Source organism: Schaalia sp. HMT-172 (assembly GCF_030644365.1).
In the GTDB taxonomy this organism is placed as follows: Bacteria; Actinomycetota; Actinomycetes; order Actinomycetales; family Actinomycetaceae; genus Pauljensenia.
Window position 1 is genome coordinate 1464905 of record NZ_CP130058.1, and the last position, 25401, is coordinate 1490305.

21 protein-coding genes and 5 tRNA genes are annotated in these 25401 nt (G+C 66.2%); 9 read left to right on the plus strand and 17 right to left on the minus strand.

Going from position 1 to position 25401, the window contains the following annotated elements:
- Positions 1–48 precede the first annotated feature (48 nt).
- Positions 49–1326, minus strand: coding sequence for a hypothetical protein (locus tag QU663_RS06160; RefSeq protein ID WP_021612699.1), 1278 nt, complete (start codon positions 1324–1326; stop codon positions 49–51).
- A gap of 71 nt (positions 1327–1397) precedes the next feature.
- Between QU663_RS06160 and QU663_RS06165 the strand changes: the two genes are divergently transcribed.
- Both QU663_RS06165 and QU663_RS06170 read left to right on the plus strand, forming a co-directional pair.
- Entirely contained in the window at positions 1398–2081 is a 684-nt protein-coding gene (locus tag QU663_RS06165) for a hypothetical protein (RefSeq protein ID WP_156912156.1), read from the plus strand.
- Positions 2082–2086: 5 nt separating this feature from the next.
- Entirely contained in the window at positions 2087–3835 is a 1749-nt protein-coding gene (locus QU663_RS06170; protein ID WP_034482265.1) for an alpha-glucosidase, read from the plus strand.
- A 234-nt stretch (positions 3836–4069) separates the two neighbouring features.
- Here the strand turns inward: QU663_RS06170 and QU663_RS06175 are convergent, their stop codons facing one another.
- The 9 genes from QU663_RS06175 to QU663_RS06205 form a co-directional block, all read right to left on the minus strand.
- Positions 4070–5710 carry an Ig-like domain-containing protein gene (locus tag QU663_RS06175; RefSeq protein ID WP_021612703.1) on the minus strand — a complete coding sequence of 547 codons (1641 nt, stop codon included), beginning with the start codon at positions 5708–5710 and terminating at the stop codon, positions 4070–4072.
- Positions 5711–6623: 913 nt separating this feature from the next.
- The gene (locus QU663_RS06180) at positions 6624–7226 is read right to left on the minus strand and encodes an IS3 family transposase (protein WP_304990521.1); all 603 of its coding nucleotides are present in this window, start codon (positions 7224–7226) and stop codon (positions 6624–6626) included.
- Complete coding sequence (locus QU663_RS10620) at positions 7192–7431, minus strand: transposase (RefSeq protein ID WP_370465159.1); 240 nt, start codon at positions 7429–7431, stop codon at positions 7192–7194. The genes QU663_RS06180 and QU663_RS10620 overlap by 35 nt, the downstream gene beginning before the upstream one ends.
- Before the next feature lie 152 nt (positions 7432–7583).
- On the minus strand, positions 7584–7955 hold the full coding sequence (locus QU663_RS10625) for a transposase (RefSeq protein WP_370465100.1): 372 nt from the start codon (positions 7953–7955) through the stop codon (positions 7584–7586).
- 35 nt (positions 7956–7990) lie between these two features.
- Positions 7991–8065, minus strand: a tRNA-Val gene (locus QU663_RS06185).
- A 1-nt stretch (position 8066) separates the two neighbouring features.
- Positions 8067–8137, minus strand: a tRNA-Cys gene (locus tag QU663_RS06190).
- A gap of 34 nt (positions 8138–8171) precedes the next feature.
- A tRNA-Gly gene (locus QU663_RS06195) sits at positions 8172–8244 on the minus strand.
- Positions 8245–8299: 55 nt separating this feature from the next.
- Positions 8300–8371: transfer RNA gene (locus tag QU663_RS06200), tRNA-Val, on the minus strand.
- 1 nt (position 8372) lies between these two features.
- Positions 8373–8445, minus strand: a tRNA-Gly gene (locus QU663_RS06205).
- A gap of 152 nt (positions 8446–8597) precedes the next feature.
- Here QU663_RS06205 and glgX point away from each other — a divergent pair.
- The 3 genes from glgX to QU663_RS06220 all read left to right on the plus strand — a co-directional run bounded on the left by glgX (position 8598) and on the right by QU663_RS06220 (position 12621).
- Positions 8598–10709 carry a glycogen debranching protein GlgX gene (glgX, locus tag QU663_RS06210; protein ID WP_021611311.1) on the plus strand — a complete coding sequence of 704 codons (2112 nt, stop codon included), beginning with the start codon at positions 8598–8600 and terminating at the stop codon, positions 10707–10709.
- Between the two features lie 127 nt (positions 10710–10836).
- The gene (locus tag QU663_RS06215; RefSeq protein ID WP_198010205.1) at positions 10837–11376 is read left to right on the plus strand and encodes a DUF3000 domain-containing protein; all 540 of its coding nucleotides are present in this window, start codon (positions 10837–10839) and stop codon (positions 11374–11376) included.
- Positions 11377–12621 carry an HRDC domain-containing protein gene (locus QU663_RS06220; RefSeq protein WP_021611309.1) on the plus strand — a complete coding sequence of 415 codons (1245 nt, stop codon included), beginning with the start codon at positions 11377–11379 and terminating at the stop codon, positions 12619–12621. It abuts the gene before it with no gap.
- Here the strand turns inward: QU663_RS06220 and dxs are convergent.
- Positions 12618–14525 (minus strand): 1-deoxy-D-xylulose-5-phosphate synthase, encoded by a 1908-nt coding sequence (dxs, locus tag QU663_RS06225; RefSeq protein ID WP_034480690.1) that lies wholly within the window; start codon positions 14523–14525, stop codon positions 12618–12620. The two genes, QU663_RS06220 and dxs, sit on opposite strands and share 4 nt — an antisense overlap.
- 130 nt (positions 14526–14655) lie before the next feature.
- On the opposite strand from dxs, the gene QU663_RS06230 reads away from it, so the two are divergent.
- Both QU663_RS06230 and QU663_RS06235 read left to right on the plus strand, forming a co-directional pair.
- Positions 14656–16656: a S9 family peptidase gene (locus tag QU663_RS06230; RefSeq protein WP_021611307.1), complete on the plus strand. Its 2001-nt coding sequence runs from the start codon at positions 14656–14658 to the stop codon at positions 16654–16656.
- Positions 16653–18494, plus strand: coding sequence for a chloride channel protein (locus tag QU663_RS06235; RefSeq protein WP_034480688.1), 1842 nt, complete (start codon positions 16653–16655; stop codon positions 18492–18494). The genes QU663_RS06230 and QU663_RS06235 overlap by 4 nt, the downstream gene beginning before the upstream one ends.
- Here the strand turns inward: QU663_RS06235 and QU663_RS06240 are convergent.
- Both QU663_RS06240 and QU663_RS06245 read right to left on the minus strand, forming a co-directional pair.
- The gene (locus QU663_RS06240) at positions 18491–19840 is read right to left on the minus strand and encodes a class I SAM-dependent RNA methyltransferase (RefSeq protein ID WP_021611305.1); all 1350 of its coding nucleotides are present in this window, start codon (positions 19838–19840) and stop codon (positions 18491–18493) included. The genes QU663_RS06235 and QU663_RS06240 overlap by 4 nt on opposite strands.
- The gene (locus QU663_RS06245; protein WP_034480685.1) at positions 19837–21918 is read right to left on the minus strand and encodes an APC family permease; all 2082 of its coding nucleotides are present in this window, start codon (positions 21916–21918) and stop codon (positions 19837–19839) included. Before QU663_RS06245 ends, QU663_RS06240 begins: the two co-directional genes overlap by 4 nt.
- A gap of 91 nt (positions 21919–22009) precedes the next feature.
- Between QU663_RS06245 and QU663_RS06250 the strand changes: the two genes are divergently transcribed.
- Together QU663_RS06250 and QU663_RS06255 are read left to right on the plus strand one after the other, a co-directional pair.
- Entirely contained in the window at positions 22010–22675 is a 666-nt protein-coding gene (locus QU663_RS06250) for a TrkA family potassium uptake protein (protein WP_034480683.1), read from the plus strand.
- A 2-nt stretch (positions 22676–22677) separates the two neighbouring features.
- On the plus strand, positions 22678–23376 hold the full coding sequence (locus QU663_RS06255) for a TrkA family potassium uptake protein (RefSeq protein ID WP_034480680.1): 699 nt from the start codon (positions 22678–22680) through the stop codon (positions 23374–23376).
- Here the strand turns inward: QU663_RS06255 and QU663_RS06260 are convergent.
- The 4 genes from QU663_RS06260 to QU663_RS06275 are packed head-to-tail and all read right to left on the minus strand — an operon-like array spanning position 23325 to position 25319.
- The gene (locus QU663_RS06260) at positions 23325–23993 is read right to left on the minus strand and encodes a DUF3159 domain-containing protein (RefSeq protein ID WP_034480677.1); all 669 of its coding nucleotides are present in this window, start codon (positions 23991–23993) and stop codon (positions 23325–23327) included. The genes QU663_RS06255 and QU663_RS06260 overlap by 52 nt on opposite strands.
- A complete protein-coding gene (locus tag QU663_RS06265; RefSeq protein ID WP_021611300.1) occupies positions 23993–24373 on the minus strand; it encodes an OB-fold nucleic acid binding domain-containing protein in 381 nt (126 codons plus the stop codon). Before QU663_RS06265 ends, QU663_RS06260 begins: the two co-directional genes overlap by 1 nt.
- Position 24374: 1 nt before the next feature.
- Entirely contained in the window at positions 24375–25007 is a 633-nt protein-coding gene (locus QU663_RS06270; RefSeq protein WP_021611299.1) for a DUF3710 domain-containing protein, read from the minus strand.
- Between the two features lie 9 nt (positions 25008–25016).
- Entirely contained in the window at positions 25017–25319 is a 303-nt protein-coding gene (locus tag QU663_RS06275; protein ID WP_021611298.1) for a DUF4193 domain-containing protein, read from the minus strand.
- Between the last annotated feature and the right edge of the window lie 82 nt (positions 25320–25401).

A 25401-nucleotide genomic window follows, 5' to 3' on the forward strand; every position in this document is an offset into this window, starting at 1 on the left:
GGCGCCTTCCCCGCCGACGAGGCCGTGGCGGGGTGAGGCGGTGGGAGCTCAGTAGGAGGTGTCGGTCGGCTCCGGATAGTAGCGGGCGAACTTGCGCCGGTGGTTCTGTTTCTGGAGCCACACCGTGAGGTTTCGGCGCAGGTCCTTCTCAGTCGGGTTGAGCAGCAGGTCGAAGCGACGCCCCTCGCGGATGATGCGTGTGACCCGCGCGCGCAGCTCGGGGTCTGTGATGTAGCGCAGGAGAAGAGAGTCGGGGACCATCGTGTAGAGGATCTCATCGCGCGCCTGCGTCTGCTCGCATTCCTGGCCGTCGATGAGGTCGGCAACCATCGGGATCATGGGGTTCGCCCCGGCGGCAGCCATGTACCAGTTGTTACGCCCGATGCGGGGGTTGACCTCGAAGAAGACGGCGCGTCCATCGCGAGGATCAATCTTGACGTCAAAGTTCGCGAAGCCGCGGTACCCGTTCTCGGTGAGCAGTGTGCAGGCGTCCTCCCACAGGGAGGGGAAGTCCTCGGTGATCATCGCAACGGGGTTTCCGATCATGGTCGGCGCGTGATCTTCGAGGAGCACGCGCGCGGAGCCGATGAGCGTGACCGTGCCGCGGGAGTCCACGTAGGCGGTGATCGAACGCATCGCCGTGTTATCGCCGGGGATCAGCTCCTGGACCAGGAACGTGTCGCGGAACCCCGCGGCTTTGAGGGTCTCCCACAGCCAAGTGAGCTCGTCGGGGGTGTCGATGAACCAGATCTTGCGCTTGCCCTCGAATTCGAGGACGTCGTAGGGCTCCCCGTTGGCGGCCTTGGCCACCACGGGGAAAGCGAAGGGAATCTCCGGAGCCGCCCAGGCCTCGTCGAGGACGCCTGAGAAGTCGACGACGACGGTGCGGGGCGTGTCGATGCCCGCGCGCTGGCAGGCGCGCGCAAACTCGGCCTTGTCCGTCAGGCGGTTCATGACGTCCAGGGACGGGAAGGGCAGCGCGTAGTGGCGCGACAACGCCGCCATGTTGCGGGCGACGAAAGCGGAGAAAATGTCGTGGTTCGCCATCAGGATGAGCTTCTTGTCGGAATGCTCACCGGCGATGGTCATGAGGGTGTCCAGCAGCTGGGCGTCCGTCGCGTGTGCACTCACATGTCGGACATCGAAAAAGTGTGACCGTGTGATCGAATCGGTCGGCTGGGAACCCACGCAGATGCAGCGACATCCGAAGGCCTCGTTGAAACAGCGGCCAATCCCATACACTCCGAAGTCCCCGCCGATAATGACGGGGAGGATGTCCTGGCGGGGAGCGAGGGGACGAGGCCGGGTCAGGTAGTCGATCGTCATGCCACAAGCCTAGCGCCTGGTAGGATACAGAACGATCCCTGAGACCTCTCTCACCAACACGAAAGTCCGCTATGAGTACCCCGTTCCCCCCTCAGAATCAGCAGCCGTTCCAACAGCAGCCGACCGGCGGTTACAACCAGCAGCCCGGCTACCACCAGGGCGCTCAGCAGGGGTATGGAAACGCAATGCCCGGCTCCACTCCCTCGCCCTACGGCGGCGCGCCGATGGGCCCTGCGCCTCGCAAATCCAACGGCGGGCTGATGGCAGCCATCATCGCCGGTGTGTTTGTCATCACTCTCATCGGCGGCATCGTCGTCCTCTTCCTGTACGCGGCGGCCACGTCAGGTTCTTCGTCCTCCGAGCGCTCGAGCTCTCCGTCGCCAACCTCGACGTACAGCCCGAACCCGTCCAACAGCCCCACGCCGTCTCGCAGTCCCCAGCCGACCTCCAGCCCCAAGCCTTCCTCCAGCTCGTCCAGTTCCTCGACGAGCTCGGTGTCCGATGAGGAAGAGCACGGCGTCATGGAAGCGTGCCGATCCGCGCTGAGCCAAGTTGTGTCCAGCGGCCGCATCACGGACGCCTCGATCCGCAAGTCCAGCAAGAACTCCAAGGGCGAGCAGCAGTTCGAGGTCAAGGGACAGCTGAGCGGAACGGTGGCCGCAACCGGCAAGAACGGGACCCACAACTTCACGTGCTCGGCCGTCTACCACGACAGCAAGGACACCTACGAGGCCTCGGTGACGGTCGACCTCTGATGTCGATGATCCTCCACTCCGACCTGCTGCCGACCGGGCGCGCCGATGCCGACCCGTGGTGGATGAACGCGGTGCTCTATCAGATCTACCCGCGTTCCTTCCAGGACAGCGACGGGGACGGCGTGGGGGATCTGCAGGGGATCGTGCGCCGCCTGGAGTACCTGGCTCAGCTCGGCGTCGATATCGTGTGGATATCGCCCATCTATCGCTCGCCGCAGGCAGACAACGGATACGACATCTCCGACTACCGCGACATCGACCCGCTCTTTGGCGACCTCGAAACCTTCGACGCGCTCGTCGCTCGCGCTCACGAGCTCGGGATGCACATCGTCATGGACTTGGTCGTCAACCACACGTCCGTCGAGCACCCGTGGTTCGTCGAATCCGCCACGGGCCCCGACTCCGCGCGTCGCGACTGGTACTACTGGCGCGATCCGCGCCCGGGAGCGGTGCCCGGCACACCCGGTGCGGAACCCTCGAACTGGGAGTCCTTCTTCGGGGGGTCTGCGTGGGAGTACGACCCGGCCTCGGGCCAGTACTACCTGCACCTGTTCGCGCGCGAGCAGCCGGACCTGAACTGGGAGAATCCCGAGGTTCGCGACGCCGTCTACGACATGATGAACTGGTGGCTCGATCGAGGGGTGGACGGTTTCCGGGTCGACGCAATCGACGTCATCTCGAAGCGACCGGGGCTGCCCGACGGGGGGCCCGCACGCGCCCCCTTCGGCGTCGGCCACGAGTGCTTCGCCGACGGCCCGCGCCTGCACGAGTTCCTTCAGGAGATGCACGAGCGCACGTTCGCCCGCCATCCTGGCTCGTTCACCGTCGGGGAGGCCTCGAATGCCTCCCCCGAGTCGGCCCTCCTGTTCTGCGATCCGGACAGGCGCGAATTCAACATGCTCATCCAATTCGAGCACGTCAACCTGGGCCAGGAAAACGGCAAGTTCTCACCGCGCACACTGGCCGACGGCGAGCTGGCGGACGTCATGTCGACCTGGCAGAAGACCCTGGGCGAGCGGGGCTGGAATGCCCTCTACCTGGAAAACCATGATCAGCCGCGCGCGGTGTCTCGCTTCGGCGACCCGCACGGCGCCTGGTACGAGTCGGCCACGGCACTGGCCACCGCGTACTTCCTCCAACGCGGAACACCCTTCATCTACCAGGGCCAGGAGATCGGCATGCTCGGCGGTCACTTCACCCGCCCGAGCGACTTCCGCGACATCGAGTCCCTCAACTACCTGAGCGCGCATCCCGGTGAGGGCGTGTCTGCGGGGCTCGCGGCCATCTCGCGCGATAACGGCCGCACCCCCATGCAGTGGGACTCCTCCCCCGCCGCCGGCTTCACGTCCGGGACACCGTGGATCGACCTGCCTCCGTCGGCCTCGTCCATTCACGTTGAGCGCCAGCTGGCCGATGCTTCCTCGGTCCTGGCCTTCTATCGGGCGCTCATCGACGCGCGACACAGGGTCCCCGCCCTGACCTCGGGGTCCTTCCGGCGCGTCGACGCGGGCGATCCTGGGCTCTTCGTCTACGTGCGTTCGAGCGAGGGCAGTGAGGTCCTCGTCATGACGAACCTGACGGGGCGTGCGATCACCCCTCGGGGCGTTTTCCTTGACGAGGACTTGAGCCCCTCGCGCTGGGATCTGTACCTGGGCAACGTGGCGTCCCCCACTGATTCCTCGGAGGCCGAGGCGGGCGACCCACTGCCTTCATCGACGATGGCGCCGTGGGAGGCGCGCGTCTACCTGCGCTAGCTCCGGCGGGTGCCCGCCGGAGCACACCCCGAGCGTCCGGAGTGACTCGCCTCCCGCAGGCGCGAGGGCCGCGTGTGTGTCCACGTCGTTGCGTCGCGCGTCCTGCCCCGCTCCCGCTGTGATCGTGGCTATCTCCGACAACGAATAGTGGGTGGGAGGAGCATCGCTCCTCCCACCCACTACACGGCCGTGACGGCCTACGTTATCGTGCTGTGCCCACGCAGTGGCGCGTCATCAGCGCACCTCGCGACCGCGGCGCTTGATGGCCACGAGCGACAGACCAGCCATCGCGACGATCCCGGCGAGCACTCCCAGTCCGGCGGCGTCCGTGCCGGTCGCGGCCAGCTTGGGCGTCGGGGAAGGCGTGGCGGACGGGGTCGGCGCGGGGCTCGACGGCGTGGCGGACGGGGTCGGGGTCGGCGTCGGAGCCAGCGTATTCGTCAGAACGAGCGAGTAGATGTTCTCGTCGCTCAGCGTGAAGGTGGCCTCGCGGTTGTCGGCCGCCAGCATCACGCCGTCTGCTGTCTCGAAGACGCGGCTCTCGGCATCGTTCCAGGTGATCTCCGCTGCCGTGGGCAGGTCGCCCTCGGTGACGGTGACCTCGGTGCCCAGCGGGAGCGACTCGGGGTAGGTGTAGGTTTCCCCGGCCTTAATGGTCGTCTGGAAGGTCTTGTTCACGCTCGGATCGGCGTTATTCTTCAGCGTGATGACGAGCGTGTAGTCGAGGTCCTTCGCGGACTCGGGCAGCTCGCCCTCCACCTTCTTGGTCACCGAGAAGGTCTGGTGCGCGTACGCATTGGCGACAGCTCCGTAGCGCAGGACCTTCGTAATGGGCTCGACCGTCTCACCGGGGACGGTGTACTTCACGGTGTTCGCGAATTCGCCAGCGATGTCGCTGGCCCGCTTGGCGCCCTCGACGCGCGCCGGCAGCATGATGATGGCCGACTGGTGGGCGGGGATCTCCGCGAGCTTGACGGTGACCTTCGTGGAGGTGCACTCGATCTGGGCGGCGTTGCCGAACGCACCGTTCGAGGTGTCCTTGTCGCGGCGCAGACCCTCGGAGGTCGTCGGGTCCGTGACGATGAAGGTGTGGGTCTTCGTGTACTCGTTGACCGTGTCGCAGTCGAAGCTCCAGCGCGAACCGGCGGGGGCCTCGTCGACGATTGAGGCTCCAGTCACGGCCGTGTCGCCGGCGGGCAGGACCACTCGCCACATGATGGCCTTGTTCTCGTCACCGTCCTCCGAGTCACTCAGGTTCAGCCAACCGTCCTTCTGGTAGCGCGCCTCGCCGGGGGTGCGGCGGGTCATATCCAGGGTGCGGGTCACCTTACCACCGATGACCACCTTGTAAGTTTCGCCGCCGGGGCCGGTGTAGCTGGCCAGGCCGTTCGTCGTCACGGTGCCGTACCACTGTGCGGCGGATTCAACCTTGTTGTTGAAAACGACCGTGACGGTGCCGTCGGCCGCCCAGGTGCCGCAGCCGACGACGATGTTGTCGTGGGAGACGACGTCGAAGCTACGCGAGACCGTCGGACGAAGCACCGACTGTCCGGACGTGGATTCGACGACGGAAGCGTCGTAGGTGAAGTAGTCACCGGCCTTGACACGCCCCTGCGTCTGCCACGGGAGCTTGACGCCCAGGTCCCACCAGTCGCCGACCGAGTGGACCTCGTGTCCGGCGTGGTCAACCAGCTGAGCCTTATCCCAGTCCAGCGCGACCTTATCGCTCACGTTGGTCACTGCCGCCGGGCAGGAGGGCGTGTCCGCGCGCGCGGGAACCTGCGCGGAAAAAACCTGTGTGAGTCCAAAAAAACTCAGTACCAATACGAAGGCAGCAAGAAGTGCACCGACGTGACGGCGCTTCGAGGCGACCATAGAAAACTCCTGTCAACGGGATGTGCGACGGCGTCGCTTCACACCCTGCCAGTCTATGCTACTGCTCTGTAATTTGGTCAAGAATCGGAGCGAACAGTCCTCCATCAACGGCAATAACCGCAGTCGACAAAAGCACGATTCCGCTTGTTCACTTTCTTTGCTATCAAAGTGTCAATTTTTAGATGTCGGGCGTGTCGGACAAGTTTTAAAGCGGTCAGGTCTCATGCGAACTGTGACGGAACGCCAACAAACGCTGACTCGTCCCTACCGACGCGCATAAATCCACTAGCAGCCGACAAACTCCCAACAGACGTCACCAAACGACCCAAACTGGGCTCGTGTCACGCAGCGCCTTCATCACCTGGCACACTGCTGTTCACGCCGCAAGCCCTCCCCGATCTGGCCGGGACAACTGATCACGCCCGAGGGTGCGCAGGCCACCATGCGGGACACCACTGAGCGACAGGCCACGTCATGAGGACACACCTCGACTCGGCGTCGACGAGACGCACGGATCCTGCACCAGAGCGCACATCAAGCGCAGGCGGTACGCCTCGGGCCTGGCGGATGGCCGCCCAGGACAGCTCACCCTTCACTCTTGATTGTCCCGCACCAGCAAGCCGACACGTCACCACACAACCAACACGTTGTGTCCATCCTTCAAGTTGGCTCCCACCACCTTCAATACCGATTTTTCCGTACCAAAAAGCCGAAAAGTCACCACAAAACCAACACGTTTTGTTCTTTAACGCACCTTCTGCGTACCGGCGGTCGTCCCGCAGATTCCGCGTTTGTTCTTGTTATTGGGTGCGCTGCACCCGATCTGTAGGCATTGCACCCCTTCTGTTCGGGTGTATCGCCACGTAACGGGTGCAGCGCCACGTAACGGGTGCAGCGGCCCTCGCGCTGTTTGTCAAGGCCAAGTCCTGGGTTTTGTGGAGGCTTGTTGAGGCCGCTTCCTTTCGTGTTGTTGTGTGTTGGTTTTCTGCTTGTTGTGGTGTGATGCCGCCCAGGGCGAGGTGGGGCGGCGGGTGTTGTACCAGTGGACCCAGGCAGCGGTTTCGCGTTCGACCTCGCGCCGATCGCGCCAGGGGCCGGCATAGCCGGGGCGCGCCTCGCTGTAGATGAGTTCTGCTTTGTACAAGGAGTTCAAGGCTTCGGCCAGGGCGTTATCGTAGGAGTCACCGGTCGAACCCACCGACGCCACTGCCTGGCAACGGGCGAGAGCTTGCCCGTAGCGCACGTCGCGGTATTGGACGCCTCGGTCGGAGTGGTGCACGAGCCCACGAGTGTCTATATCATCGCGGCGACGTTGGTAGATCGCCATGTTCAACGCGTCCAGGGCCACGTCGGTATGCAGCGAGGAGGCGACTTTCCAGCCCAAGGTTTTACGCGAGCACACGTCGGTGACGAAGGAGACGTAGACCCAGCCAGCCTGGGTTGGCACGTAGGTGATGTCCGAGACCCACAACTCGTCGAGATCACGGGTCCCGAAATGCCGATTGACCAGGTCCAAGGGGCATGCATGGCGCGGTGCTAAGGCTGACATGACGGGTCCGACGCCGACTCACGCCACGAATGCCCATACGCCGCATCAGTCTCTCGACCGTGCACCGCGCCACATATCCCACGCCCAACTCGTGAGTGTTGAGGAAGGCATGCATTTTACGCACCCCGAACACACAGTAGTTCTCCTTCCACACCTGCCTCATCACACGCATCAGCGCCTCATCGCGCACGCTGCGCGCCGACAAGGCACGAGTCCGGGCAGCGTAATAGGCACTGGGAGCAACCCGCACCCCAAACTGGGTTAAAGCAGCGCAGATCGGCCGGGCTCCCCACCGATGCCGGTTGGCCTCAATGAAATCGTAGACTAGCGTCCGAGGCGACCTGGCTCCGCCCCGAAAAAAGCCGACGCCGCCTTCAAAATTTCGTTGGCCCGCCGTAGCTCACGGTTCTCAGCTTCCAGCGCCCGGATATGGGCCTCTTGATCACTGATCTCGCCACGCTCATTGCGCCCGCCCTGCTCCACGGCGCGCACCCACGTACGCAGCGCCTCAGGATTGATCCCCAACTGGCCGCTAATGCGCTTAATAGCACCCCTACACCGCCCGGGATCAGCACGAGCCTCCAACGCCATACGCGTCGCACGCTCACGCAACTCCATCGAATACTGACGCTGACCAGACATCCCAAACCTCCAATCCGGCCTAAGACACTCTCCACAATACCCGGGACAGCTCATACACAAAGAGCCGGATCACAAGGATCCGGCTTGAATGGTGGGCGATACTGGGATCGAACCAGTGACCTCTTCCGTGTGAAGGAAGCGCGCTACCCCTGCGCCAATCGCCCGAGGTGGGTACGGGATTCGAACCCGTGTATACGGCTTTGCAGGCCGCTGCCTCGCCTCTCGGCCAACCCACCACGCCCAATGGGATCGTGTGGATTCCCGATTGAGAGCGGATGACGGGACTCGAACCCGCGACCCTCACCTTGGCAAGGTGATGCTCTACCAACTGAGCCACATCCGCGTGCACCGCTTGTGCGGCTGGGCATATGCCCGCCAGCCCCTACAAGGGGTGACCGTGGGCGATACTGGGATCGAACCAGTGACCTCTTCCGTGTCAGGGAAGCGCGCTCCCGCTGCGCCAATCGCCCGAGCGGATGACGGGACTCGAACCCGCGACCCTCACCTTGGCAAGGTGATGCTCTACCAACTGAGCCACATCCGCGTTTCTCAGAACGTTGACCGTTCTTCGCAACGGGTAAAACCTTAACAGACCTTGCGGGCAGATTGCAAAACCAAACAACCGTTATCCAAGTCACATGCTCATTTTTGGGCGGATTCACGCTATCGAAGAGCATTCGTGCCACCCTTGTCCGTATGGAAACACGACCTGGTAAGGCTTACCCGCTGGGCGCCACCTTTGATGGAACCGGCACGAACTTCGCGATCTACTCGTCGGTCGCCACCTCGGTGACCCTGTGCCTCCTAGACGACAAACTCAACGAAATGCGCATCCCCATGACCGAGGTGGATGCCTACGTCTGGCACGTCTACGTCCCGCAGGTGCGGGCCGGCCAGCGCTACGGCTACCGCATCGAGGGCCCCTGGGACCCCGCTCGAGGCCTGCGCTGCGACTCCTCCAAACTTCTCCTCGACCCCTACGCCAAGGCCATCGTGGGACAGCTCAAGGATTCTCTCGACCTTCTCTCCTACCAGGCAGACGACCCCCTCAGTCTCAAGGGCGGGGACTCCGCCAAGGCAACCATGCACTCCGTCGTCGTCAACCCCTTCTTCGACTGGGAGGGCGACCGCAGCCCGGGGCACGACTACTCGGAGTCGATCATCTACGAGGCGCACGTCAAGGGCATGACCATGCGCCACCCCGACGTCCCCGAGGAGCTGCGCGGCACCTACGCCGGCATGGCGCACCCGGCGATCATCGAGCACCTCACGAAGCTCGGCGTCACCACCGTGGAGCTCATGCCGATCCACCAGTTCACCAACGACACGACGCTGCAGGCCAAGGGCCTGTCGAACTACTGGGGATACAACACGATCGGCTACTTCGCGCCGCATAACGCCTACGCAGCCACGCAGGAACCCGGCGCTCAGGTGTCCGAGTTCAAGGCAATGGTCAAGGCCCTGCACGCCGCCAACATCGAGGTCATCCTCGACGTGGTGTACAACCACACGGCCGAGGGTAACCACATGGGCCCCACCCTGTCCTTCCGAGGCATCGACAACCCCTCGTACTATCGACTGGTGGACGGGGACCGTCAGCACTACTTCGACACGACGGGAACCGGCAACTCCCTCCTCATGAGCTCCCCGCAGGTCCTCCAACTCATCATGGACTCGCTGCGCTACTGGGTGACAGAGATGCACGTGGATGGCTTCCGCTTTGACCTCGCCTCCACGCTGGCACGCCAATTCGCCGAGGTCGACCGCCTCTCCGCGTTCTTCGATCTGATTCACCAGGACCCGGTCGTCTCACAGGTCAAGCTGATCGCCGAGCCCTGGGACGTGGGCGCCGACGGTTACCAGGTCGGCGGCTTCCCTCCCCTGTGGTCGGAATGGAACGGCAGGTACCGCGACACGGTGCGCGACTTCTGGCGCGGCGAATTCTCCTCGCTGCCAGACTTCGCCTCCCGCCTCGCCGGCTCCTCGGACCTGTACGGCACCACGGGACGCAAGCCCATGGCGTCCATCAACTTCGTGATCGCACACGACGGCTTCACGCTGCGCGACCTCGTGTCCTACAACGAGAAGCACAACGAGGCGAACCTCGAAGGTGGCGCGGACGGCGCGAACGACAACCGTTCGTGGAACTGCGGAGCCGAGGGCGACACGGACGACGAGGAGATCATCGAGCTGCGCTACCGCCAGCAGCGTAATTTCCTGACGACGCTCATGTTCTCCCAGGGCGTGCCCATGATCGCCCACGGCGACGAACTGGGTCGCACTCAGCGCGGCAACAACAACGCGTACTGCCAGGACAACGAGCTGTCGTGGATCGACTGGGATCTCGACGAGCAAGATTACGAGCTGCTGCGCTTCACCCGTCACCTCATCCACCTGCGTCGCGATCACCCGGTGATGCGTCGGCGTCGTTTCCTCGAGGGACCTGCAAAGCGCGGTGGCGAGTCGGACCTGGGCGAGATCGAGTGGTTCACGCCCGCCGGCACTCACATGACGGAAGAGGAATGGAACCAGCCGTGGGCTCGCTCCACGATGGTCTTCTACAACGGGGACGCGATCCGCGAACCCGACGCCAACGGACGGCGCATCCTCGACGACGACTTCCTGCTGCTCATCAACGCCGCGCCGGAGGCGGTCGACTTTACGCTGCCTGACGCCAAGTATGGGCACCTGTGGCACACGGTCATCGACACGGCTGGCGATGACGATCACAAGGACTACCAGTCCGGTGACGTGGTCCATGTTGGACCGCGAACGGCGTTCATTCTGCGCAATCCGCGGGGCCTGTAAAACGCGGGGCCGTCTCGATACGTTGCGAGGAACACGTACCCGCTACTTATCGAGATGGCCCTTAGCGGCGCGTCTGGCCCTCAACAAGGGATGACACCTTTACGATTTAAACGTGAATGAGAACGCGGTGCCTGAGGAGTTTGTTCGGGCCCTGTTGTCCCTGCGACAGGCCGACCACCTGCCGCACATCCTCCTCGAAGAGGTGCCCCCGCCTCGTCGTTTGGCGCCGTTTACGGCCGCACTGGCGATGCGCACGATAGACGAGGACCCTGCGGGACAGCCCCTGTCGACCGGTCGCATAATCGTGCTGCATGATCCCGTGGAGCAGATCGGCTGGAACGGCACGTTCCGCATCGTGTGCCAGATGCGCACCCAGGTTGACGCTGACATGGCTATCGACCCGATGCTCGCCGAGGGAGTGTGGGGCTGGATGGTCGATTGCCTCGACGGCGCGGGTGCTGGTTTCCACGATATGACGGGAACGGTGACGCGCGAGATGAGCGAGACATTCGGCGGGCTCGAGCTGCGTGGCTCGTCTCTGTTCGTCGAGGTGCGCGCATCGTGGACGCCCACCAGCGAGTATCTTGGGGAGCACCTGTCCGGCTGGGCGGACGTCATGCGCCGCACGGCCGGCATCGTTCCCATCCGTCACCTCGAAGGAGTCTGAGTGCTGGTTAACAACGGTGGCGGCTTGCCCACGGGTGATACGGACAATCCGGAGCTCATCGCGCAGCCGCGTGGGGGCACCCCTGCCGTCATTGATACCCAGCGTGACCTCGATGTGGCCGCCCGCGCCCTGTCCGCAGGATCGAGCCCCGTTGCGCTCGACGTGGAGCGCGCCCAGGGCTTCCGCTACGGCGCTGACCCTTACCTGGTGCAGATTCGACGCGAGGACGTCGGCACGTTTTTGATCGACACGCACGCCCTCCCCGACCTGTCCGTGCTTCAGCCGGGCGTGGAGGACGTGTGGTTGCTGCATGACTCTCTGCAGGATCTGCCGAATCTTCGTCAGGTTGGTCTGCGCGCCCCTTCCCTCTTCGATACCGAGGTCGCGGCGCGCCTGGTGGGCTTGGAGCGCTTTGGCCTGGCGGCCGTCGCTGAGCAGGTTCTCGGCCTCGGCCTCGTCAAGGACCACCAGGCGTCGGACTGGTCGGTGCGTCCCCTTCCCAAGGAGTGGCTGCGCTACGCGGCCCTGGACGTCGAACTGCTGACGGAGCTGTATTACCGCCTGTCTCAGCGCCTCGATCAGATGGGGCGCTGGGAGTGGGCGCAGCAGGAGTTCGCCTACGCACTGACGGTGGCTCCCCCGGCTGCGAAGTGGGATCGGTGGCGTTCACTGCCCGGCGCGGGAAAGATTCGTTCGCGTCGAAGCCTGGGTGTCCTGAAAGCACTGTGGGAGACGCGCGAGTCCATCGCACGTCGCATCGACATGTCCCCAGGGCGCCTGGTGCGTAACGCCGCGCTCGTGCGCGCGGCCTCGAATCCTCCGCGCAACAAGCGCGCACTCATGAGCATCAGCGAGTTCCGCTCCCCCATCGCCCGCCAGTACGAGGACGAGTGGATGCGGGCGCTCGCCAGCGTGGCCGCCATGACGGAGGACGAGCTGCCTCCCAAGCGTAAGCCCGTGCAGCCCGGCTCGATCCCGGAGCCTCGCCAGTGGGCTCGTATTGACGAGGCCTCGGCGGCGCGCTTGGGCACGGTGCGCAGTGCGGTCGCCTCCGTTGCGTCGGGCCTGGGCCTGGCGCCCGAGGTTGTGCTGGCCCCGCAGGTGCAGCGCTACCTCGCGTGGGCGCCCCTGGATCCGTCGCGTCCGTCGGGTGACGAGGTCGAGGAACGCATGGTGATGCGAGGGGCGCGTGACTGGCAGATCGACCTCACGCTCGACCCGATCTGCGACGCGCTCGGCGTCTAGCCCTCGCGCGCCCCGAGCGCGGATACGGCGTCACGCGCCGCTCGCTCGATCCCGTCCGCGTCGTAGCCGAAGTCCGCGATCATCTGGGCGCGCTCCCCGTGCTCGGGGAAAACCTGGGGAACCCCGAGGCAGCGCACGGGCGTCGCGGCCTGCGTCAGCCCGTCGCGCAGCGCCCACCCGAAACCGCCGTGGACGATCCCGTCCTCGACGCTAATGACGGCGTCGTAACCGGCGGCCATGTCGACGAGGTCCAGCGAGAGGGGCAGGAGCCAGCGCGGGTCAACCACGGTGACGCCGATTCCATCCGCCGCCAGGCGGCTGCCTGCCTCGATCGCGTCGGGCGCGCAGGCGCCGGTTCCGACGATGAGCACCCGCGGGCTCGAGTCGGCCCCGGCCTCGTCGAAGAGGACGTCCACTCCCCCGACGCTGCGCAGCGCGGGCATCGGGTCAGGCAGGGAGCCCTTGCGGTAGCGCAGGACCGTGGGTGCGTCGCTGACGTCGAGGGCGTCGCAAAGCTCGGCGCGCAGCGTGTCTTCGTCGCGAGGCGCGGCCAACCGAATCCCGGGAATCAGCGAACACATCGCGATGTCCCACACTCCGTTGTGGGAGGCACCGTCCGCGCCCGTGATGCCGGCGCGGTCAAGGACGACGGTGACGCCAGCACGATGCAACGCCACGTCCATGAGCAGCTGATCGAAGGCGCGGTTGAGGAAGGTCGCGTACAGGGCGACGACGGGGTGGGCGCCCTCGTAGGCCATGCCGGCCGCCGACGCGATGGCCGCGGCCTCCGCGATGCCCACGTCGATGACGCGCCCCGGGAAGGCCTCGTGCATGGGACCCAAGCCGACGGGATTCATCATGGCGGCGGTGATGCCCACGATGTCATCGCGTACCCGCGCCTGGGCGCAGATTTCGTCGGCGAACACGCCGGTCCACCCGAAACGTTCGGGGGCGACCGGCAGGCCCGTCTCCGGGTGGATTGGGCCAACGGCGTGGAAGCGGTCCGCGATGTCCTTTTCCGCAGGCTTGTAGCCGCGTCCCTTCTCGGTGATCATATGGACGATGACAGGCTCTTCGAGCGAACGGGCGCGACGCAGGGCCGTCTCGACCGAGGAGATGTCGTGCCCGTTGACGGGACCAATGTACTTGAGGCCGAGGTCCTCGAACATGACCTGCGGCATGAGCGCATCCTTGATGCCCGACTTGAGCCCGTGGAGCGCGTCGTAGGCGGCTCGACCGGGGGTTCCGTGGCTGAGGAGATGCTGCTTGCCCCAGGCGAGGGCCTTCTCGTATCCGGCGGAGGTACGCAGCGCATCCAGGTGCTCCGCGAGGCCGCCGATGGTCGGAGCGTAGGAGCGGCCGTTGTCGTTGACGACGATGACGATGCGACGGTTCTTGGAGGCCGCAATGTTGTTGAGGGCCTCCCAGGCCAGTCCTCCCGTGAGAGCGCCGTCACCGATGACGCCGACCGTCCACGTGCGCTCCCCGCGGCGGTGCTTCTCGCGGGAGATGCCATCCACCCACGCGAGGGAGGACGAGGCGTGGGAGGATTCCACGACGTCATGCTCGGACTCGGCGCGCGAGGGGTACCCCGACAGGCCTCCCGGGCTGCGCAGGGACGAGAAGTCCTGACGTCCCGTCAACAGCTTGTGCACGTACGACTGATGCCCCGTATCAAACACGATCGTGTCCTGTGGGGAGCGGAAGACGCGATGCAGGCCGATCGTCAGCTCGACGACACCCAGGTTGGGCCCCAGGTGCCCGCCCGTGCGCGATACGTTGTCAATCAGAAAGGCACGAATCTGCGCGGCCAACTGATCCAGCTGTCCCCGCTCGAGGCGACGCAGCTCACGAGGGGCGGTGCAGCGCGACAAGAGGTCACGCGTCGTTGGTGCTCCAGACATGGTTTCTAGTGTAGTTGCCCATCGTCTCACCTACAGATCAAAACGGGAGCATCGGGTCCCGATCCGCGCAGGCCCCATGCGCGAGCATTAAGATAGAGGTATTGGCTCGCCAACCGATCTAGGAGGCACTATGTCCGTCACCGTCGCACCCCACGGCATCTGGAAGTCACCGATCACGGGCGATTCTTTCACTGCCCGCTCCGTCACCCTGTCCCAGGTCCGCGTCGATGGTCCGGACACCTACTGGGTGGAGGGGCATCCGCTGCAAGGTGGCCGTGGTACGCTCCTGCGCCGTCGGAGCACCGGTGAGACGGGCGAAGTCCTCCCGCTGATCGACGGCACCCGACTGCCCGACATCGGCACCCGCGTCCACGAGTACGGCGGCAAGGCCTACGCGGTTCACCACGGTCTCATCGTGTTCTCCGATCGCACGGACGGCCGCGTCTACGCTTTCGACACCTCGGATGCGCGCCGGGGCGTTCGTCCGCTGACGCCCCTGTCGAAGGTGCGTTACGGAGACTTCTGGATCGCTGACGTGCGCGACCTCGTCTACGCGGTCGCCGAGGATCATTCGGGCGAGGGCGAGCCCGTGAACTCGATCGTCGCGATCCCGCTGGACGGCTCCGCGGCTCGCGACAACGACGCGGTCATCCCCGTCTTCGGCGGCACCGACTTCGCGCAGGCCCCCACGGTCTCCCCCGACGGCACGAAGCTGGCGTGGCTCTCGTGGAACCACCCGAATATGCCGTGGACCTATTCGCAACTGCACGTCGCATCCCTGACCTTCGAGGGCCGCATCGACCGGGAGGTCGTCCTGGTCGACCAGCCGGGCGTGTGCGTCTACGAGCCTCGCTGGACCCTCGACGGAGAGCTCATCCACGTGGATGACTCCTCCGGCTGGGCGAACCTGTACCGCACCCAGGGCTTCACGTGGAATGAGGGCGAGGATCCGAACGCGTGGATGTCACGCCTGCGTACCCGCGCCCTGCACCCGGGCACGCGCGCGTTCTCGCACCCGCACTGGCACCTCGGCCTGCACTCCTACGACAACTTCGACAATGATTACCTCGTGTGTTCGTGGGCCGAGGACCAGGTCTGGCACATCGGCACCGTCCGCATTGACAACGGCTTGACCGAAGAGTGGGCGACCGGCTGGTGGCCCATCGGCAACGTGGCGGCCGCCGACGGCCGCGTCGTTTTCCTGGCCGACTCCGCCACGCACACCCCGGCGATCATCGAGGTGTCACGCGGCAAGACGAAGGTTCTGCGTCCATCGTCGGAGGCCGAGGTCCCCACAGCCCTCGTGTCCACGGCTGAGATGATCACCTGGAAGACCTCGGACGGCGAGGAGGCTCACGGCTTCTACTACGCTCCCGTCAACCCGGACTATGAGGCTCCCGAGGGCGAGCTGCCCCCGCTCATCGTCAACGTGCACGGCGGCCCGACCGAGGCCGCGCGCCCCGGCCTGCAGGTTCCCTTCCAGTACTGGACCAGCCGCGGCTTCGCCGTGCTGGACGTGAACTTCCGCGGTTCCACGTCCTTTGGCCGCGCCTATCGCGAGCGCCTCAACGGCAACTGGGGCGTCATGGACGTCCAGGACTGCATCGACGGCGCCCGGTACCTCATCGACCTGGGCCGCGTCGATCCGGCGCGCGTCGCGATCCGAGGCCGTTCCTCCGGCGGATTCACCGTGCTCAACGCGCTTGCATCCTCCGACATTTTCACGGCGGGCGCGTCGTTCTCCGGTATCGCAGACCTGGCGAAGCTGGCAGAAACCAGCCACAAGTTCGAGTCTCACTACGACGGCATCTTGCTGGGCACCGACGACCCGTCCGACCCGGTGTGGGCGCAGCGTTCGCCCATCAACCGAGTCGCCGATATTAAGGCTCCACTCATGCTCCTGCAGGGCACCGACGACCCGGTGGTGCCCGTCGAGCAGGCGAAGGAAATGTACGAGGCCCTGCGTGCCGCGGGGAACGCGGTCGCCCTGAAGCTCTACGAGGGCGAGGGACACGGATTCCGGTCGGCTCAGAACATCAAGGACGCCTTGCTCTCGGAGCTGTCCTTCTACCGCACCGTGTGGGGCATCGCCACCGATACCCCCATTCACGTGGAGATCGCGAACCTGTGAGCCCCACCGATCAATCCCCGCGGTCCGAGCGCTCGGCTGTGGGGACGCGCGTTCGCGTCGGCCACACGGTCGCCTCCCATCGTTCCCTGCTCGGCGTCGTCGCCGCACTCGTTGGCGCTGTCGTCGGCGCTGCGGCGGTGCTCTTTAACCTGGCGATCCGCGCGTGGACGTGGGTGTCGACGGGCTTCGAGGAGTACACGACGCACATTGGGGCCTCGCATGGGCTGTGGGGGTGGGCGCCGTGGCTGTTCCTGCTCCTCTCTCCCGCCGTCGCGGGCCTCCTGTACGGTCCGCTCATTCAGCGCTTCGCGCCCTCGGCAAAGGGGCACGGCATTCCCGAGGTCATGCTCGCGGTGCGCCGCAAAGGCGGGCGCATCCCGGGGCGCGTCGCGGTCGTGAAGATCCTGGCCTCGGCCCTGACGATCGGCTCGGGCGGGTCGGCCGGACGCGAGGGACCGATCGTCCAGGTGGGGGCCTCCCTGGGCTCCACCATCGCCTCGTGGCTGCACATGCCCGTCTCCCGCGTCGTCCTATTGGCCTCGTGCGGGTCCGCGGCGGGCATCGCGGCGACTTTCCATGCGCCGCTCGCGGGCGCTGTCTTCGCCCTGGAGATCATCCTCGTGGAGTTCACGGCCGAGACCTTCGGCTTCGTCGTGCTCTCCGCCGTGACATCCTCGATCGTGGCGCGCCTCCTGCAGGGAGACGAGATGGTCGTGCGCGTCGCCGACAACCTGACCTTCGCGTCGATGTCGGACATGTGGTGGGTGGCCCTCCTCGGCCTCGTCGCCGGGCTGTGCGGCCTCGGCTTTTCGAAGCTCCTCTACGCCTGCGAGGACGCGATCGACTGGCTGTGGGCGCACACGCACCTACCCGAGTGGGCGCGCCCGGGCGTCCTCGGCCTCGTCCTCGGCGGGGGCCTCATCGCGTTCCCCTACATGTTCGGGTCGGGTTATCCGCTGGAGGAGCAGGCCATCGCGGGTAGCTACTCGATCGCATTCCTCCTCGCCCTGATGGTGGGGCGCGCCGTATTCACGTCCTTCACGATCGGCATGGGTGGCTCGGGCGGAGTCTTCGCGCCCACGCTGTTCATCGGCGCGATGGCGGGAGCCGCCTTCGGGGACGTCATCTCCCCCCTGTCGGGCTCTCCCGTCGGCGTCTTCGCCGTGGTGGGCATGGGCGCAGCGTTCGCGGGTGCCGCGCGTGCTCCCATAACGGCGGTCCTGATCATCGTGGAAATGACCGGCCAGTTCTCGTTGATCCTTCCGATGATGCTCGCGGTCGTCATCGCGACCGGCGCGTCGCGTTTCCTGACCCGCGCGACGATCTACACGGAGAAGCTGCGCCGCCGCGGGGACGTCCTCGACGACCCGGTCGAGGGAACGCTGCTCGGCACACGCGCGGCGTCCGAGTGGATGACGGAGGCTCCCGAGACGCTCGCGTGCCAGGCGAGCGCCGCGTCCGCGATCACGGCCCTGCGTCGCACGAAGGAGACGGTGCTGCCCGTCGTGAACGAGGAGCGGCGCTACGTCGGTCTCGTGTCCTCGCTGCGCCTGGCCGAGCTCACGCAGGAGGACGGCTCCCTCGACGCTCCCCTGTCGGATCTGCCGCTCATCGACGAGGCCGTGGCCGCCTCCGCTCCCCCGTCCGAGGTTCTCTCGGCGCTGCGGCGCACGGGATTGCAGTCACTACCTGTCGTGGATGAGGATCGGCGAGTGGTCGGCTGGGTGTCCGAGCGCGACCTGGTGGATCGCATGTACCGCGATCAGCGCCGCGCGATCGAGGCACGCACGCAGACGTCGTGGGGCTCGCGCATGCAGGAGCGCCGAAAGAGCCACTAGCGGCTCAGAACAGAGACCGTCTCCACGTGGTGGGTGTGCGGGAAGAGGTCCCACGCCTGCAGCGACTCCAGCTCGTACCCGGCCTCGGTGAGGGTGCGCAGGTCGCGCGCGCCGGCGGCCGGGTCGCAGGACACCAGGACGACGCGCGGGGTACCCGTGGCGGCGATCGCCTCGCACACATCGGCGCCGGCTCCGGCGCGCGGCGGATCGGCCACGACGACATCCGGCACGGCACCCAGCTGGCCGGACAGGTCGACGACACCCTCGCGGTCGACGTTTCCGGCGAAGGCATCCACCCAGTCGAAGGCTGCGAGATTCTCGCCGGCGTCACGCACGGCGCCCTCGTCCCCCTCGAGCGTCACGACGCGCCCCGACTCCCCAACGGCGCGTGCGAGCGGTACGGAAAATAGGCCCGCGCCGGAGTACAGCTCCATGACAGCGCGGCCGACCCCGGCCTCGTCCGGGCCGAACGCGGCTCCAAGCACGGCGTTCGCGAGCACCTCGGCGCCGCGCACGTGTGTCTGCCAGAAACCGGAGGGACGCACGTGGTACGACTCCACGCCGACGCCCACGGGGACGTCCCAGCGCAACACGTCGGCGTCGATGCGCACGCCGTCCGCGGCGTACGTGTCCTCGCCGATCAGGACGACGGGATCGCCGCCGGAAGGGGCAACCGCACGCACGCGGTCGCCAGGCTTCCACAGGCGACGCCACGGCGTGTCCTCGTCGAACAGGCCGAGCTCACGGATCGCGGGAACGGCCAGCGGCATGTCGTCCAGCGCGATGACGCGGCGACCGCGGAACTCGTGCATGCCGGCGCGCCCATCCGCGTCGATGACCACGTCGATGCGCGAGCGGCGGCCGGTCAATGCATCACTCGGATCCTCATCTCCCGGCGCGGGAGCGACACGCACTCCCCCGAGGGCTTCCACGGCCTCGGCCAGGGCCTCGCCGCCCACGCGGCGCAGCTGCCCGGCGATCACGCGGGACTTCCAGTCGCGTTGGGCAGCCGGGGTCAGGTGCGCGAGCTCGCCGCCGCCGACACCGCCAGGACCCGCCTGGGGCCAGACGGACTCGACGCGATTCGCGGACGCGGACACGACTTCAACGGCGTCCGCCCACGCGAGCTTCTTCTGGACGGCGCTCACCCGCGCGCGGACGACCTCCCCGGGGGCGGTGTGACGCACGAAGACGACGCGGCCACTGTCGTCGCGGGCCACACACGCTCCTCCGTGGGCGGGCTCCCCGACGCTCAGCTCGAGGATCTCGCCGATCCCCTCGCGCGAGCGCCCGGAGTCGGTACGCCGACGAGGAGAGGGACGACGGCGGGACCGGCGCGGACTCATGAGGCTTCCTCATCGGTGGTCTCGCCCGGCGACTTGGCGGGCGCTTGTGGGCGGGAGGCAGACTCCGGCGAGGCGGCCGCGGACCCGACGCGCAGGAACGGGTCGTTAACGCGCTGACGTCCTTCGACGACGTCGTCCTCGCCGAGCTGCCAGGGCACGATCGTGATGACGACGCCGGGCACATTGAGCAGAGCGGCACGCAGACGCAGGGCAGACTGGTTGTGGACGAAATTCTCCCACCAGTGGGTGACGAGGAACTGCGGCATGTAGATGACGAGCATCTCGGTGGGCATCGCGCGGCGCCTGCTCCGCACGTACTGAAGGATCACGTAGGAGATGTCACGGTAGGGGGCAGACAGCAGGGTGAGAGGCACCGGAACGCCCGACGCCCTCCACTGGCGCAGGATCTTGTTCTCCTCCTCATCGTCGGCGACCACCGACACGAGCTCGATCGAGGTGGGCGAAGAGGCGCGTGCCGCCGCGATCGCGCGCATCGCGGCACGCGAGAGCGAGGACACCAGGACGAGGGCGCGCACGCGGGTTGGCAGCGCGCGCCGAGCGTGCCAGTCGTCGACACGCAGCTGGTTGCTGATCGTCTCGTAGTGGCGGTGGATGGAGATCTGGAGACCGAATGCGACCGCGATCATGAGCAGCGTGATCCACGCGCCGTGCGTGAGCTTGGTGGCCAGCACGATGGCGAGGACCGCGCCGGTCATCATGAAACCCACGATGTTGACGGCGCGCGAGCGCAGCACCGCCATACGTTCCTGGCCGGACTGACGGGTGCGCAGCTGCCTGTTCCAGTGCTTAATCATGCCCAGCTGCGAGAGCGTGAAGGAGATGAAGACGCCCACGACGTACAGCTGGATGAGTCGGGTGGTCTCGGCATGGAATCCGACGATCAGCGCGATGGCGGCGAGCGTGAGGACCACGATGCCGTTGGAGTAGGAGAGGCGGTCGCCGCGGCGCACCATCTGGTGGGGCAAGAAGGAGTCGCGCGAGAGGACCGAGGCCAGGGTCGGGAAGCCGTTGAAGGCGGTGTTTCCGGCCAGCACCAGGATGAAGCCCGTGACGACGGTAATGAGGATGAAGAGGATGGAACCATGGCCGAAGACAGCCGAGGCGATCTGGGAGATCGCCGGGTCGATGGGTGTCTTGTCGGGGACCGGCGCGCCGTCGAGGGTCAGCTGCGTAGCAGGGTCCTCCACGATCTTGACGCCCGTGACGCGCGCGAGGAAGAGGATCGAGACCATCATGGCGGCGGCGATTCCGCCCAGCATGGCCAGGGTCGTCGCGGCGTTGCGTGACTTGGGTCGGCGGAACATCGGGACGCCGTTTGAGATGGCCTCGACGCCCGTGAGGGCGGCGCAGCCCGAGGAGAAGGCACGCATGAGCAGGAAAGCACCCGCCAGCCCCGCCAGCCCGTCCGCGTGCCCGGGGGCGGCGACAAGGTCATAGGCGGCCGTCGGCGCGGAGCCAAGGTGTCCCGTCGCGAGCTTCGCGAAGCCAACGACGACCATCAGGCCGATAGAGAACATGTAGACGTACGTAGGTACCGCAAAGGCACTGCCGGCCTCGCGCGTGCCGCGCAGGTTGAGCGTCGCCAGGATAACGACGAGGCCCACGGCGATCGGCACCTCGTAGCCCGCCAGCGCGGGCACGGCGGTCGTGATGTAGCTGGCGCCCGAGGAGATGGACACGGCGACGGTCAGGATGTAGTCGACCAACAGGGCCGAGGCCACGAGGAGCCCCCAGGAACGGCCGAGATTCTTCGTCACGACCTCGTAGTCACCGCCACCCGAAGGGTATGCGTGGACGGTCTGGCGGTAGGAGGCGACCACGACGGCCAGCACGAGTGCCACGACAACGCCCACCCAGATGGACTGCATGGCGGCCATTGTGCCAGCGAGCGCCAGCGTCAGGAGGACCTCGTCGGGTGCGTAGGCGACCGACGACAGCGCATCCGAGGCAAAAATCGGAAGGGCGATGCGTTTGGGAAGAAGCTGGTGGCCCATCGCGTCCGATCGCATCGGGCGTCCGATGAGCACGCGCTTCGCGTAGGCCAACAAGTTCGTCACGAATAACAAGCGTAGTCCACCGCGCCCACGTTGGGGCACAGCGCAAGACCACGCGTGGATATTCAGCCCCGAGAGGGGTACTTTGGTACTCGTGCACTTTGTGATCATGGGTTGCGGGCGCGTCGGCGCCCGCCTGGCATCAACGCTCGACGCGGCGGGTCATTCCGTGGCCATTATTGACCAGGATTCCAAAGCCTTTTCGCGCCTATCCCCCGATTTTTCCGGCCGCAGGGTCACGGGGGTCGGCATGGACAGGGCCTGCCTGCGTCAAGCCAACATCAAAGACGCGTACGCCTTCGCGGCGGTGTCCTCGGGTGATAACTCGAACATTATTGCCGCGCGCGTCGCACGTGAGGTTTTTCACGTCGAACACGTGGTGGCCCGCATCTACGACCCCACGCGGGCCTACCTGTACGAGCGCCTGGGCATCCCCACGGTGGCCTCCGTCCAGCGCACCGCCGATTCCGTGCTGCGCCGGATGCTCCCGCCTGACGCCTCGCTCATCTGGTCCCACCCGACCGGCGCGGTGAGCCTCGTCAACGCGACGCCCTCCCCCGCCTGGTACGGCTTAAGTTTCCAAGTCGTCGAGGATCTCACCGGCTGCCGGATCGTTTTCACCTCGCGCCTGGGGTCGATCCGCACGGCGGCGCCCGACTTCGTCGTCCAAGAGCATGACCAACTGTATTTCGCGATCAACGGGACGGACACGACCGGCCTGCGTGACCAGCTCGCCAACCCGCCGAAGATGGAGCAATGAGCATGAAGATCGTCATCGCTGGAGCCGGGTCCGTGGGCCGTAGCGTCGCCCTGGAGCTCCTCGCCCACGACCACGACATCACACTGATCGACAACATGCCCGAGAAACTGCGCATCTCCTCCGTGGCGGACGCGGACTGGGTGTTGGCCGACGCCTGCTCGCCCGACGCCCTGCGCGACGCGGGCGTTGAGGACGCGGACGTTGTCGTCGCTGCCACCGGGGACGACAAGGCGAACCTGGTGATTTCCCTCCTGGCTAAGACCGAGTTCGCGGTTCCCCGTGTGGTCGCGCGCCTGAATAACCCGAAGAACGAGTGGCTCTTCGATCAGGCGTGGGGCGTGGATGTGTCGGTGTCGACGCCGCGTATCATGACGGCGCTCGTCGAGGAAGCGGTCTCGGTCGGCGTTCCCGTGCGCCTCTTCTCCTTCAACACGGCTGCCGTCTCGATGCACGCGCTCATCCTGCCCGAGGATTCCCCCGTCGTCGGCAAGCGCGTGCAGTCTCTAGAGCTTCCGCCCAGCTCTGTGCTGGCAGCTCTCCTGCGTGACGGGCGACCCCTCACCCCCAGCGCGGATGACGTCTTCGAGGCCTCCGACGAGCTGCTTCTCCTGGTTCCCGACGCGAACAGCGCGGACCTCGACCAGCTACGTCAGGCGGTCGCGTCCCCCTCCTCGGAGGAATCAGAGGAAGACGAGGAGTAGGCGCGCAGGCCCCACCAGGTGGCCCAGGCGCCGAGCGCGAAGAGCGGCAGCCCCAGGGCGAGTTTGGCGACGCCGAGCTCGGCGACCGCGCCCGCGGCCCACAGGGGTGCCTGGACGGCCACACGCACACCGAAGAGCCCCGCCCACATCCACGTGAGCGCATTGCAGCGGCGGCGCAGGGAGCGCTGGGAGGCGTCCGCCCGCCAGCCAGTGGGCAGGCCCGTTGCCATCGCGTAGAAGAATCCGACCAGGCTGCGGCGCGCGAGGACCGAGACCGCGAAGGCCGCCGACATGGCGACGTTGGTAGCGATGCCCCACGCGAAGTAGTTTTCTCCGCGTCCAGTCGCGGCGGCGACAACAACTCCAACGGCGACACCGAAGAAACCCGAGAGGGCCTGCTGGACGCCCTGACGCTGAATCAGGCGGATGAGACAGGCGATGAGGGCGACCGACAAGGCTGCCACGAGCGTCGGCACGAGCGCGTGCGTGAGGACGTAGACGACGACGAACACCAGGCCGGGTGCGCTGGCTTCGATGACACCGCGCGTGCCGCCTAATGCCTGCGACCAGGAGAACTCCTGTGAGGTCGCCTGGCTCATCCATCGCGGAGTCGGCATCAGCCCTCCCCCGCGATGACGCGGTAGAGCGGGTTGATGATGACCAGGCGTTCCCCGACGCGGCCGACGGTCCCCTCAACCTCGAGGCGCTGTCCGACGCTGAGCCCCGGAATGGAGGAGCGGCCGGGCCAGCGCAACTCGAGGGTGTCGGTGCCGTCGTAGAGGGTGGCGACGAGGACGCGCTGGGCGCCATCCTCGGGCGGGTAGGTCATGCTCAGGAGGGTGCCGAAGACCAGCGCATGGCTGCGATCCGTCACGTCGCTAATGGGGGTAACGCCGCGCGCGGCACGCGCCGAGTCCTCGTCGAGGGCAGCGTCCAGGGAGCGAGCATCTTTGTCGAGGCCGAGCGCAGCGCCGACACGAGAGATCCACGAGGACATGTCAGGCTTCCTGAGCACCCGCGGGCAGACGGACGGGCAGGAGCTCGAGACGGGTCCTCGGATGCTCGTCGCGGCGAACGACGATGCGGTCGATGACCTTCTCGATCTCGAGGCCGGCATCGGCATCGGCGGCCGCGGGGCCGATGATGTCGATGCGGGCGAACCAGCGATCGCCCTCGCGGCCCAGGATGCGCATGCGCGAGGTCGCGGAGCGGCCGTCGGGCATCCTCATGGGCATGTCGACGAGGAGCTCGTTGCCGTAGCGGGTGCGAATGTCGGCGACCTTGGCGCCCTGCTTCTCGAAGCCGGAGCGGATCTCGTCGCGCAGCTCGTCCCACACCCCGCCCGAGCGCGGTGCGGCGGCGACGCTCATCTGGATGCCGGAGTTTCCGAGCACGACGAGGATCTGCAGCACCGTGGTACCGTCGTCGGCGACTTGGGTACGCAGCTGCATACCCGGCCTGGCAGGGAACAGGATGGCTCCCATATCGACGTAGCCTTCGGAGGTGTCCACCTCCCCGTAGTTACGAGGCCCGGGTTCGTTCCAGATGTCGGCGTCCTCGTCGCTGAGGCGAGGCAGCGCCTCGACCTCGTCGATCTCGTCGTCGTGTGTCTTCTTCTTTCGTCCGAACATTCCTCTACCTTACATCGCGCACTCGGTGCACACGGGATTGCCGTTGGCATCCACGTGGTCGAGCTGCGAGGCATGGTGGACGAGGAAGCACTGCGAGCACGTGAACTCGTCGTCCTGACGGGGAACGACGTGGACGGTGAGCTCTTCCTTTGACAGGTCGGCGCCGGGCAGTTCGAAATTCTCGGCAGCCTCGTTCTCGTCTTCTTCGATCTCGGCCGAGCCGGCATCGTTGCGACGGGACTTCAGCTCCTCGATCGAGTCCTCAGAGACTTCGTCCTCATTCTTGCGCGGCGCATCGTAATCGGTTGCCATGGTTCTCCCCTTTCGCCCTCGAGCATTGTTGCACGAGTGGTCCATGCGCAGGGAGGATAACACTTGTTGGCGTCATGTGCCA